We start from the raw sequence: 11,930 nt of genomic DNA, 5'->3' as shown, positions 1-11,930 counted from the left end.
GATCAGGCGCGCGCGGCGGCCAGCGAGGTGCGGGCGGCGGCGGCGACGTTCTCGGGGGTGAAGCCGTACTCGGCGAACAGGGCGTTCGCGTCGGCGGAGGCGCCGAAGTGCTCCAGGGAGACGATGCGGCCCGCGTCACCCACGAAGCGGTACCAGGTCAGACCGATGCCGGCCTCGACGGCGACGCGCGCCTTCACGGCGGCGGGCAGGACGCTCTCGCGGTAGGCGGCAGGCTGCTGCTCGAACCACTCGACGCACGGCATCGACACCACGCGCGTACCGGTGCCCTCGGCCTCCAGGGCGTCACGGGCGGCCACCGCGAGCTGGACCTCCGAGCCGGTCGCCATGATGATCACCTCCGGGACCTCGGTCGAGGAGTCGACGAGGACGTAGCCGCCCTTGGCCGCGTCCTCGTTCGGAGCGTACGTCGGCACGCCCTGACGGGTGAGCGCGAGACCGTGCGGGGCCGGGTCGGTGGCGTGCCTCTTCAGGATCTCGGCCCAGGCGGTCACGGTCTCGTTGGCGTCCGCCGGGCGGACCACGTTCAGGCCCGGGATCGCGCGCAGCGAGGCCAGGTGCTCGACCGGCTGGTGGGTCGGGCCGTCCTCGCCGAGACCGATGGAGTCATGGGTCCACACGTAGGTGACCGGAAGCTGCATCAGGGCCGACATACGGACGGCGTTGCGCATGTAGTCGGAGAACACCAGGAAGGTGCCGCCGTAGATGCGGGTGTTGCCGTGCAGGGCGATGCCGTTCATCTCCGCGGCCATGGAGAACTCGCGGATACCGAAGTGGACCGTACGGCCGTACGGGTTCGCCTCGGGCAGCGGGTTGCCCTTCGGCAGGAAGGAGCTGGTCTTGTCGATCGTGGTGTTGTTGGAGCCGGCGAGGTCGGCCGAGCCGCCCCACAGCTCCGGCAGCACCGGGCCGAGCGCCTGGAGGATCTTGCCGGAGGCGGCACGGGTCGCGACCGACTTGCCCTCCTCGAACACCGGCAGCGCGTCCTGCCAGCCCTCGGGCAGCTCGCCCTTGGAGACGCGGTCGAACAGCTCGGCGCGCTCCGGCTGGGCGGTGCGCCACTCGGCGATCTTCTTGTCCCAGGCGGCGTGCGCCTCGGCACCCCGGTCCAGGGCACGGCGGGCGTGGCGCAGGACCTCGTCGGAGACCTCGAAGGTCTGCTCCGGGTCGAAGCCGAGGACGCGCTTGGTGGCCGCGATCTCCTCGTCGCCGAGGGCGGAGCCGTGGGAGGCCTCGGTGTTCTGCGCGGTCGGCGCGGGCCACGCGATGATCGTGCGCATGGCGATGATGGAGGGGCGCCCGGTCTCGGCCTTGGCGGCCTCCAGCGCGGCGTGCAGCGCGGGGACGTCCACGTCGCCCTCGGCGGTGGGCTCGATGCGCTGGGTGTGCCAGCCGTACGCCTCGTACCGCTTCAGCACGTCCTCGGAGAAGGCGGTCTCGGTGTCGCCCTCGATGGAGATGTGGTTGTCGTCGTATAGGAAGACGAGGTTGCCGAGCTTCTGGTGGCCGGCGAGCGAGGACGCCTCGGCGGAGACGCCCTCCTCCAGGTCGCCGTCGGAGACGATCGCCCAGATGGTGTGGTCGAAGGGGGAGGTGCCCTCGGGGGCCTCGGGGTCGAAGAGACCGCGCTCGTAGCGGGCGGCCATCGCCATGCCCACCGCGTTGGCGGCACCCTGGCCGAGCGGGCCGGTGGTGGTCTCCACACCGGCGGTGTGCCCGTACTCGGGGTGTCCGGGCGTCTTGGAGCCCTGGGTGCGGAACGCCTTGAGGTCGTCCAGCTCCAGCTCGTACCCGGCGAGGAAGAGTTGGGTGTAGAGGGTCAGCGAGGTGTGACCGGGGGACAGCACGAAGCGGTCACGGCCGGTCCACTCCGGGTCGGCCGGGTCGTGCTTCATCACCTTCTGAAAGATCGTGTACGCGGCAGGCGCGAGGCTCATCGCGGTGCCGGGGTGGCCGTTGCCGACCTTCTGCACGGCGTCGGCCGCGAGAAGCCGGGCCGTGTCGACGGCGCGACGGTCGAGATCGGTCCACTCGAAGCTCTCGGGGGTCTGCGTGCTCATCTTCAAGAAGTCCTCGTCAGAAGCAGGGATGCTGGTCAAACGCGTTCAAACTTAAAAGTCTGACTTTTTCGCGGAAAGGTCGGGGTGTGTCAGCCTGTGGTGAATCTGGGACACCGATCGCTTGATAGGAACGGCAAATCGAACATGGCGGACAGATCGCCTCAAGGTGTGGGTCGCGGCACGGACGGTGACGGGATCAGGACCTTCCCTTTCCCGACCGAGCTGGCCGTCGGCGGTGTCGGCATGCAGGTCGGCGCCATGGGTGAGGACCGCACCTGGCATGCGGATGCCCCGCTGGACCGGGTCCATCGCATCGACTTCCACGTGGTCATGCTGTTCACCGAGGGTCCGGTCCGGCACATGATCGACTTCGCCGAGTACGAGGCCGGCGCCGGTGACGTGCTCTGGATCCGCCCCGGCCAGGTCCACCGCTTCTCCCGCACCAGCCGGTACCGGGGCACCGTCCTGACCATGCAGCCCGGCTTCCTGCCCCGCGCCACCGTCGAGGCCACCGGCCTGTACCGCTACGACCTGCCGCCGCTGCTGCACCCCGACCCGGCGCAGCGCGCCGCGCTGAAGGACTCCCTCGCCCAGCTCGGCCGCGAGTACGAGGACACGTCCACGCTGCCGATCAGCCTGCACACCGCCGTCCTGCGGCACAGCCTCACCGCGTTCCTGCTCCGCCTCGCCCACCTCGCGGCCAGCTCCGCCGAGGCGAACCGGGGCCGGGCGGACACCACCTTCACCCTCTTCCGGGACGCGGTGGAGCGCGGCTTCCCCACCAACCACAGCGTCAACGCCTACGCGGACGCCCTCGGTTACTCCCGCCGCACCCTCGTCCGCGCGGTCCGCGCCGCCACCGGCCAGACCCCCAAGGGCTTCATCGACAAACGCGTCATCCTGGAGGCCAAGCGCCTCCTCGCCCACACGGACATGCCCATCGGCCGCGTCGGCGCCGCCATCGGCTTCCCGGACGCGGCCAACTTCTCCAAGTTCTTCCATCTGCACACCGGGGTGACGCCGGTGGGGTTCCGGGCGGAGTTGCGGTGAGGGCTGCCCGACAGCGCTAGGTCACGTTCTGGTCTCGCTTCGGATGTGAAGGCAACTTCGCGGATTCTTCACGGGTCTCGCACACGCACGGTGTGAGAGCAGCTCAGGGGGGACCCATGAATCGTCCGGGACGACCGCAGGCGTCGGTTCGGGGCGCGCGCAAGGCGTGGCGCAAGGGAGTCGGGGCCGGGGTGCTGATCTGCGCCCTGGTCACCGGGTGCGGCAGCGGGGGCGAGGAGGAGGCGGTGGCCGCCAAGCCGCGGCCCACGGTGACGGTCACCGCGACCGTCACGGCCACGCCGGCCCTGCTGGACAGTCAGGTGGAGAGCACGGTCGCCGACGCGACCGGGGCGGCGAAGCAGCGCGGCTACCGCGTCTCCGCGCACGACGCCAGCGAGAAGGACGCGTCCCCGGCGGACGACTGGACGGTCTGCTTCGAGAAGTTCGGGCGGGACAGCGTCGAGTTCGGGGCCGTGGCGTCGGGGGCGCCGTGTCCCGAGGCGGACGGCCGGCCGATTCCGTGGCCGTCGATGCCGAGCCTGGTCGGCCGCACGTACGCGGGTGCGGCCACGGCCGTGGGCAAGGTGACGGACGGCGACGTCTCCGTCAAGGCGTCCTACAAGGACGAGGACGTCGACGGCGACCACGACGACTGGAAGGTGTGCTTCCAGTCGCCCGGCGCCGGGACGCAGGTCGTGGGTGACCGTGATGTCACGCTGTGGCTGACCGAGGACGGCTGCCCGTCGGCGAAGGGCACCTACAAGGACAAGACCAACGACCCGGACTACACCCCGCCCGTCGCTGCGGGAAGCGACGACTCCTCGGGCTCGACCGGTTCGACCGGCACGTCCAGCTCGTCGGGCGGCTCCTCCAGCGGTGGCGCCGGCACCACCTGCGAGATCGTCTCGAACGCCGGGAACTGCTACAACGCGGGCCAGTTCTGCCGAAACGCCGACGTCGGCAGCTCCACCCACGCGGGCAACGGGCGGCTGATCTTCTGCCGGGACGAGGGCAGCAGGAACCGCTGGAACTACTGACGGAAGGCGGCGCCGGGCCGCGAGGACCCGGCGCCACCACCACCGGCGGCGGTCAGTGGGAGAAGGTGAACCAGTTCAGGTTCACGTAGTCGGCCGACTGGCCGCTGCTGAAGGTCAGATAGACGTCGTGCGTCCCGGTGACCCCGCTGATGTTGGCCGGGATGGTCTGCCAGGTCTGCCAGCCCCCGGTGCCCGAGAGGGCGAAGCTTCCGACGGGCGCGTTGGAGCGGCTGTCGAGCCGTACCTCCACCAGCCCGCCCACGCCGGAGGCCGCCCCGCTGGCCACCCGGGCCTTGAACTGGGTGGCGGGCGAGGAGCCGAAGTTGACGCCCTTGTACTGCGCCCAGTCACCGTTGGCCAGGTGGCTGAGGTTCTGGCCGCCGCCGGAGTCCGTGGTCGTCTCGGTGTTCACGCCGGACTGGCTGTCGTAGGACTCGGCCTGGATGGTGCCGTAGGCGTCGCGGTTGCCGGACGGCGGGGGAGTGGTACCGCCTCCGCCGCCGGACTGGAGCACCTGGACGTAGTCCACGGCCATCGGGTGACCCGGCTCGGTGCCGCCGTCGGGGCCGCCGCCGAACGCGTCCGGGAAGCCGCCGCCCATCGCCACGTTCAGGATGATGAAGTAACCGTGGTTGGTGGCGTTGGCCCAGGTCGTCGCGTCCACCTGATTGGCGCGCACGGTGTGGAAGTTGACGTTGTCGACGTAGAAGCGGATCTGCTCGGGGCTGGTCGAGCGGTCCCACTCCATCGCGTACGTGTGGAACCCGGACTGGCACGTACTGCCAGGACACGCGGTGGAGTTGCCGATGCCGGTGGTCTCGTTGCAGGGGCCGCCGGGGTTGGTGCCGCAGTGCATGGTGGACCACACGGTGTTCAGACCCTGGACGTTCTCCATGATGTCCAGCTCACCGACACCGGGCCAGTTCCAGTAGTTGCCCCGGAACGGCGAACCCAGCATCCAGAACGCGGGCCAGTAGCCCTTGGCCGCCGCGCCCGTGACATTGGGCATCTGCACACGCGCCTGCACCCGCAGCTTGCCGCCCGCCGGGGGCTGGAAGTCGGTGCGGTTGGTCTCGATACGGCCCGAGGTCCAGCGGCCCGAGGAGTCGCGGCGCGGGGTGATCAGCAGGTTGCCGTTGCCGTCCAGCGCGACATTGCTGGTGCTGTTGGTCATGGTCTCGATCTCGCCGGTGCCCCAGTTGGCGGCGCCGCCCGGATACGAAGTACCGGTCGCGTACTGCCAGTTCGAGGTGCTGACACCGGAGCCCGCCGAGCCGTTGAAGTCGTCCAGGAACACCTGGGTCCAGCCGGACGGCGGGGTGGGCGCGGAGGCGTCGGCCGGAGCGACGGCCGCCATCGCGGCCGCGGCCGCGATGCCCAGCGTGCCGAGGGCGGCGATCAGCGCCCGCCGGACGGAGCGCCGGCGTCTGCCGCCGGCCGGGGAGGTACCGGAGGTTTCACTCATGGGGGTGCCTTCCGGGGTACGGGGTGAAGTGCGGGGGTGCCCTTGAGAGCGCTCTCAGGGTGCGGACAATGTGCTCCCCGGCTCTGGGGGCGTCAAGGGTTGAAGCGAGGAAAGTCTTTGCGGGGTGGGGGAGTTCACTCCCTGAAGTCGCCCGTGCCGCCGCAAATCGCTTGCTCAGCAGGACTTGGCGGGGGTGATCTTCCGTACGTCTTCCCCGCGGACGACGACCTGCCGTTCCGTGCCGCCCGTGGTGCGCATCAGCGTGACCTTGCCCGGCAGATACGACACCAGCTCGCCGCAGAGCTGGCCGGCAGGAGTGCTCACCTTCACCAGGTCGGCGGCCGGTTCCTCCGACCTGGTCCAGGAGACGAACAGGGCGCCGACGACCAGGGCCACCCCGCAGGTCAGCGCGACAGCGCTGACGTACACGGCCCGCCGCACCCGCCCGATCTCCGTCAGCGTCCACTCCCGCAGCGCCTGCCCGCCCAGCCTGACCCGTTCGCCGGGCTTGCCGAATGACGCGCGTACCGCGACCAGCGAGCCCGTCAGGAGCAGCAGAAAGGCCCCGGCCAGCAGCGACACGGCCACCGTCCGCCAGGGCGACTCGAGCGCGGACAGGTCGTCGCGGCCCTTCAGCACGGTGACGACCGTGACCAGCGCGGTCAGGCCCAGTAGCCCGTTGCGCCACCCCTCGGCCTGCTTGCGGAGCACGTCGAGCTGGCTGAACTCCAGCTCGCGGGCCAGCTCTGCCCACCTGCGGTCCGTGCCCGCGCTCATGACCCGCTCCCCGAGGAGCGCCCCAGCCGCCAGTACGCCCCGCAGCCCACGAAGAACGCGCCCTCCTGCAGCCCGGTGTGGGCGAACCCGCATTCGCAGTAGAGCACCTCGGCCGAGACGACCGCTGACCGCTCTGCCGGGGACAGCGGCCTGTCCTGCCGCGACGGGAACCCTTTCGAGCCGACGACGCCGAGCGGGAAGTCCGTCCTGCTGGTCCCGTGGCAGCGTGGGCAGGGGCCGGAGACGGCGACCGTGCTGGAAGCCGAGGTCAGATCGAATTCACTCTCCTCGCGTACACCGAGGTCGAGTTGGGCGTAGGGCATGTCGAGGTCGTGCTGCGGGACGGTCATGACGTGTGCTCCTCCTCCGGCTGGGGTGCTTCGCCGTCCTTCGGGACGCGCAGGTCGAACATCGGTGCGTACAGTGCCAGCCGCTCCGTCACCCAGGCGCTGTCCGTGCCGAGTTCGCGGGACAGGGCGGCGATCCGCTCCGGCGGCACGGTGCCCGAGACGGCGGGCGCGCGGCCGTTGAGTCCTTCGCTCAGCAGGATCAGGTCCTGCCAGCGGGGCAGCTCGTCTGGGGCCTCGGGGGCGTCGACCACGATGCCGAGCGGCGCGTAGCAGAGGAGGCGTTCGTACACCTCGCGGACCCTGCGACCGGCGCGCGCGGCAACGGCGACGATCTCGAACGCGCTGATGATGGGCGACTTGCGCGGCTTCTGGGTGTTCACACCGTCGGACAGCGCGAGGATCTCGTACCGCTTCGGCTCGACCTTGTGCAGGAGTCGCCGGCCTTCCTCCGTCGGGTCCGGGATCGGGGCGCCGAGCTCGCGGTAGGGAGCGAGCCGGTCGAGCGCCTCGCCGATGGTCAGGGTGGAGCGGAGCGCGTACTGGGCGATGTGGAGCGGGGTCAGGGCGATCCAGTCGACCCGGATGTGGTCGGCGCTGTCGAGGTCGATGATGTCGGTCAGCAACTCGGACTCGGCTTCGCCAGGAGTGAGCTTCAGGGCCGCGGCGGGCAACGCAGGCGGCTGCTTGCCGAGGTGGGGTGCGTGCGCGGCGAGCCGGTGGAGGCTGTCTCCGAGGGACTCCCGGAGGGCCCCCGCCGTGTTCACCAGCATCGCCGCCGTCCAGGGCACGGTGGGGTCGAGGCTGCCGATGAGCACGGCCATTCGGTCACGCGGGGACAGATCCACCCAGTGTCGCAGCGGTTCGAGGTCCTGGGGCATATCCATGCCGAACAACGCCAGCCGCTGTACCCGCGCGACGAACGAGTGCCACGGCTCGAAGTCCTGATCGGTGCCGAGGCCGGGGAACGCGCCGCCGGGCGCATGGCACAGCGCCAGGAGATCCAGCGGCACCGACCGGGTGCGCAGCACCTGCTCGTCGGCCGCGTCGACGGTGAGCAGTTTCAGGTCGGCGCGCACGAGCGGCGGCAGGCCGTCCGGCCGTTCGGGGAGTTCGGGCAGTGGCCCGGCCGACGGTCCGGCAAGACCGCCCACGGAACGCAGCACCTCGTCCACCGTGGTCTCCTCGCGGGCGGCCAGGGCCAGCAGGGACTGAAGGCTCGGATCGGGTGTCCCGCCCTCGGGCTCCCAGAAGGCGCGGAAGAGGTCCCACTGGGTGTCGCTGAGTGCGGACGGAAGCAACTGGTCCTCGGCGGGCAGCCGGTATCCGTACGGTTCCCACTTCCGTAGTTGTTCCAGCACGTCGGCGCTGGTCGTGCCGAGCCGGTCGGCGAGGCGGGCGATGTGCACCGGGAGCACCTCGGCCGGCAGCCCTCGGCTGGAGTAGCCGTGCCGATGCTCCGTCCAGCCGGCCAGCAACTCGGCGTCCCGGGCCGTGGCGCGGTACCCCAGTAGCGCCACCGGCACCTTAGGAATCACCAGCCCGAGGTGCCGGTAGCGCGCGGCGCGCTTGAGGAGGGCCTGCAGACGGAGTCCGGAGGTCGCCGCGATGGAGAGCAACGCCCCTAGGGCAGGCTGCCGTGCGGCCTGTCCAGGCACGGCCCAGTCGGTCATCCAGCTCATCAGGTCGAGGTCGACCGGTTCGGGGACGAAGTCCAGCGCGGCGGTGCCGTCCGGCTCGACGGCCGGTATGAGCAATTGGGGCGTCAGCAGTGCGAACCGGCGTAGGCCACGCAGCACGTCGGCCACGGTCCGCTTGGTCCGCAGGGCGTGCATCACGAGGTTGCGAGCCGAGCCGGTCGCATTGTCCAGCAGCGCGTTGTCGCCGGGACGGGGCACGGGGTGGCCGCTGACATCTTCGGGCATGACCATGTCCCCGTCCTGCTCCGTGGCCGGCGGGGCGCCATGGTCACGCAGTACCGCCCGGCGCCAGGCCGATGCGAACTGGTTGTCGTTGCTCGTGCCGTCCTCGGGGCGGCGGGGAAGCAGCGCGCGGTCGTCCGGGAACCAGCCGACCGCGTCGAGCGCGACCGGAGGCCGCTGATGTTCGGAGAAGCGGTCGACGGGCAGGATCAGACCCCGGCCGGCCAGCCGCTCGGCGACCGCCGCGGCCAGCCCCACGTCCTGGTTCTCCAGTCGCCACAGCCAGGCCAGATCGAGCCCTTCCCAGCCGGGCAGGTCGTCGGCGGCGGCGCGCACCTGGTCCCCGGCCCAGGCATGGTCCCACTCCAGCAGGCTGTTGCGGTTGACGCTGAGCTTCGGGACCTGGGGGCCGGAGAGGTTGATGACGTACCCGAAAGGCGTGGCGGAGGTGACGATGCCGTCCGACAGCACCGCTCCGGTGCCTGACACCCACCACACCGGCCCGTGCGCGTTCAGCGGTTCGGCCGGGGCGGTCTCGTCCTCCGGTACGGGATGGTGCAGCCTGTCGGGCTCGCGGACGAGTGGTTCGCGGCCCTCCTCGTCGAGGGTCAACCGGTATTCGCTCAGCCTGACCTGATGGTTCATCGTTTTGGTGACGGACAACTGCTCCTCGTCCGGCCCCGGCTCGCTGAGCATCAGCCTGACCCGGGTGCCGCCCTCTCGCATGGGGTCCGGGTCGTTGTCGCTGTAGGGACGGATGCGGAACAGGCCGCTGCTGCTGGAGATGTCGACCACCAGCGCCTGCCCGGCCGTCGAGCCGCCCGCGCGTACCTCGCGGGTCACCAGCGATACCTCGTCGGCGATCATGAAGTAGCTGAGCACGCCGATCCCGAACCGGCTGTAGGGGTAAAGCCGCAGCTCCGGGTCCTCCGCCAGCCATTGGGCCTGCTCCTGCCTGAAGGCGCGGGTCTGTGAGAAGCGGCGTCCGGCCCGGCTGAAGGTGTGCTCCAGCACGGACCGGCTCATCCCGACGCCGTTGTCCCGGCACTCGATGTAGGCCCGGCCCGGACGCCCGTCCGCCGTGGTCTCCCGGCCCTGGGTGATCCGGATCTCGCCCAGCCACTCGTACGGCTTGCGGTCGCGGCGGTCCAGGTACTCCCAGCGCATCGCCCGGTACCGGCAGGCGTCGGCGGCGTTCTGGTACAGCTCCCGCACCGCCAGCGAGCGGTCCCCGTACAACTGGTGGCCCATGAGGAGTTCGCGGATCTCGTCCTGGGCCAGGGTGAAGCGGAGCAGCGGGACGCTGTAGACGCGGTCCTCGGAGTTCTGCTGGCGCGCGGCCTGGAGATCGCGGGCGGTGACGCGGCCGGGCAGTCCCGCCAGCAGGTCCCCGCGCTGCAGATGCCGGGCCGAGGCCAGGGCGCGCAGTACCTCGTCGGCGCGGTGGGTGACCTCCACCAGGCTCTCGTGCAGGGCGGGGTGCCGGCACATCATGTTCAGATGCAGGCCGTCGTCCTCGCGGGTCCACTCCAGCTCCTGCTGAAGGTCGTGCACCACATCGGCGGGCACGATCGGGTCGGCGACGCCTACATGATCGGGGAGTACATCGGGGAACAGCCGTACGTCGGCGGCGAGCAGACCGGCGAGCCGCAACTGACCGAGCACACCCCACCAGCGCACGGAGCAAGGGCCCTCCGCTGTCATCAGGGTGGACGGCGAGGTGCCGAGAAGGTCGTTGTACTGGCCGGTGTCGAGAGGGTCGTTGGCGAGGAAACGCACCGCCGCCACCAGCAGCCAGCGAACCTGCTCCGCCTTGTGCTCCAGCTCAGGGCCCAGCAGGGCGCGGGCCAGATGTTCGGCCAGTTCCAGGCCCCCGGGGTCGGGTTCCTCCACCATCTGCTCCGCCACCCAGCGGTGCGCGAGCCAGGCCGCGAGCGCCCGGTGCTCCTCGTCCTCACCACGCCGCTCGTGCCCGCGCGCCTTGCGCAGCAACTGCGGATGGCTCTCGTGGATGTTGCGCAGTTCGGCACGCATCAGGGGGGTCGGGCCGTCGGTGTCGTGGACGTCCTGGTCCAGGTCCCAGGGGTCGGTCTCGGCGAGGCGGCTCAGCTTGTGCGCCCACATCGCCTCCCGCAGGAACGGCAGCCCGGCCAGCAGCCCCGTCTCCAGCGGCGACCGCTCCTGCCCCGGCAGGAGGAGCGCGGGCACGACCCGGCGCAGGACGCGCTCCGGGAGACCTGAGTCCTGCCAGGGGTCGGCGAAGCGTGCTCGGTCCCTCAGCACCGACGCGGCGCACCGGTGCGCGAAGCCGGCGACCCGGTCGCGCATCGCGGAGTCCGGCCCCGGCTCACCCTCCGGCGCGGTCCAGATTCCCGCCTTCTGCACGGCCTCGAACCAGCGCAGCGGAATGTCCGTGCCGTCGCACAGCTCAGGGAAGCCGGTCAGGCCCTCGTCGTGCGGGGCAGGGCTGACCAGGGGCTTCTGCGTGTGCCCGCCGTGCCGGTGAGCGAGGGCGGCGGTGCGGTCCTGGGCGCGGTGGAAGACGGCCTCCACGGTGCGCTCCGGGGTGAGCGGGTTCAGCGCCTCGGCGAGCGCACGCGTGAAGTGGCTGCCCTCCGGGCCGTAGTGGCACCGCTGGCCCTTGCCGCAGCCCACGAGCAGCGCCAGCCGCCGCGACGGCGCGTGCACGGTGGCTGCGCCGAAGCCTGACCCGTCCTCCTCGGGCTGGCCGTCCCGGCAGGCGTCCACGACGAAGACCACGGACTCGGCCCGGCACCCGGACAGGTACCTGGACACGTCCAGCCGCAGCAGCGACTCGGACTGGCCCTCGGTCCACCGCCCGCCCGGCTCGGGCGCGAGAGCGCTCGCGGGCACCAGGTAGTCCTGGCCGTCCAGGTGCACGCCGTGCCCGGTGAAGTACACCAGCAGCAGATCGCACTCGCGTCGGGCGGCCGCCTCCAGGGCGGAGGTCACGGCCCCCTTGTCCACCGGGCGGTCGTCGCCGGGGCCGAGAGTCACCACGCCGTACCCGGACGCGGTCAACTGCTTGGTCAAGGCATGGAGGTCCTTGGTCACCACATCCGTCAGAGAGGCGAACCTCCCTTGGGCGTAAGGGGTTTCACCCACACCGATGAGCAGAGCCTGTCGTCTGAGCGTCACCAGCGGGAGGTTAGCGTCCTTCGGCACGATGGGGGAGCGTTCGCCCGGATCACGGCGTCCGGCACTCTGTCCGGGGGCGCGTGCCATGATCGGAC

Annotated in this window: 7 protein-coding genes; 2 read left to right on the top strand and 5 right to left on the bottom strand. The window is 71.0% G+C overall.

Annotated features, from left to right (window positions below; translation table 11 throughout):
• Window positions 1-2: 2 nt before the first annotated feature.
• Window positions 3-2,078, bottom strand: coding sequence for a transketolase (tkt, locus tag HEK131_RS19665; RefSeq protein ID WP_244336363.1), 2,076 nt, complete (start codon window positions 2,076-2,078; stop codon window positions 3-5).
• 144 nt (window positions 2,079-2,222) lie between these two features.
• Between tkt and HEK131_RS19660 the strand changes: the two genes are divergently transcribed.
• Window positions 2,223-3,128: a helix-turn-helix domain-containing protein gene (locus HEK131_RS19660; RefSeq protein WP_217463817.1), complete on the top strand. Its 906-nt coding sequence runs from the start codon at window positions 2,223-2,225 to the stop codon at window positions 3,126-3,128.
• Window positions 3,129-3,244: 116 nt separating this feature from the next.
• Window positions 3,245-4,165 (top strand): PASTA domain-containing protein, encoded by a 921-nt coding sequence (locus tag HEK131_RS19655; RefSeq protein WP_244336362.1) that lies wholly within the window; start codon window positions 3,245-3,247, stop codon window positions 4,163-4,165.
• Between the two features lie 52 nt (window positions 4,166-4,217).
• Here the strand turns inward: HEK131_RS19655 and HEK131_RS19650 are convergent, their stop codons facing one another.
• The 4 genes from HEK131_RS19650 to HEK131_RS19635 form a co-directional block, all read right to left on the bottom strand.
• Window positions 4,218-5,630 carry a glycoside hydrolase family 16 protein gene (locus HEK131_RS19650; protein WP_217463819.1) on the bottom strand — a complete coding sequence of 471 codons (1,413 nt, stop codon included), beginning with the start codon at window positions 5,628-5,630 and terminating at the stop codon, window positions 4,218-4,220.
• Window positions 5,631-5,804: 174 nt separating this feature from the next.
• Complete coding sequence (locus HEK131_RS19645) at window positions 5,805-6,407, bottom strand: hypothetical protein (RefSeq protein WP_244336361.1); 603 nt, start codon at window positions 6,405-6,407, stop codon at window positions 5,805-5,807.
• On the bottom strand, window positions 6,404-6,757 hold the full coding sequence (locus tag HEK131_RS19640) for a hypothetical protein (RefSeq protein WP_244336360.1): 354 nt from the start codon (window positions 6,755-6,757) through the stop codon (window positions 6,404-6,406). The genes HEK131_RS19645 and HEK131_RS19640 overlap by 4 nt, the downstream gene beginning before the upstream one ends.
• Complete coding sequence (locus HEK131_RS19635) at window positions 6,754-11,922, bottom strand: HD domain-containing protein (protein ID WP_244336359.1); 5,169 nt, start codon at window positions 11,920-11,922, stop codon at window positions 6,754-6,756. Before HEK131_RS19635 ends, HEK131_RS19640 begins: the two co-directional genes overlap by 4 nt.
• Window positions 11,923-11,930: the final 8 nt, after the last annotated feature.

Source organism: Streptomyces seoulensis, from assembly GCF_022846655.1.
GTDB lineage: Bacteria > Actinomycetota > Actinomycetes > Streptomycetales > Streptomycetaceae > Streptomyces.
This window is presented reverse-complemented; position numbering and strand designations above follow the sequence as displayed.

What these genes read in the sequence shown, in the direction of transcription:
- tkt (WP_244336363.1), bottom strand. Translation starts at nt 2,078, where the DNA reads ATGAGCACGCAGACCCCCGAGAGCTTCGAGTGGACCGATCTCGACCGT.
- HEK131_RS19650 (WP_217463819.1), bottom strand. Translation starts at nt 5,630, where the DNA reads ATGAGTGAAACCTCCGGTACCTCCCCGGCCGGCGGCAGACGCCGGCGC.
- HEK131_RS19635 (WP_244336359.1), bottom strand. Translation starts at nt 11,922, where the DNA reads ATGGCACGCGCCCCCGGACAGAGTGCCGGACGCCGTGATCCGGGCGAA.
- HEK131_RS19640 (WP_244336360.1), bottom strand. Translation starts at nt 6,757, where the DNA reads ATGACCGTCCCGCAGCACGACCTCGACATGCCCTACGCCCAACTCGAC.
- HEK131_RS19655 (WP_244336362.1), top strand. Translation starts at nt 3,245, where the DNA reads ATGAATCGTCCGGGACGACCGCAGGCGTCGGTTCGGGGCGCGCGCAAG.
- HEK131_RS19645 (WP_244336361.1), bottom strand. Translation starts at nt 6,407, where the DNA reads ATGAGCGCGGGCACGGACCGCAGGTGGGCAGAGCTGGCCCGCGAGCTG.
- HEK131_RS19660 (WP_217463817.1), top strand. Translation starts at nt 2,223, where the DNA reads ATGGCGGACAGATCGCCTCAAGGTGTGGGTCGCGGCACGGACGGTGAC.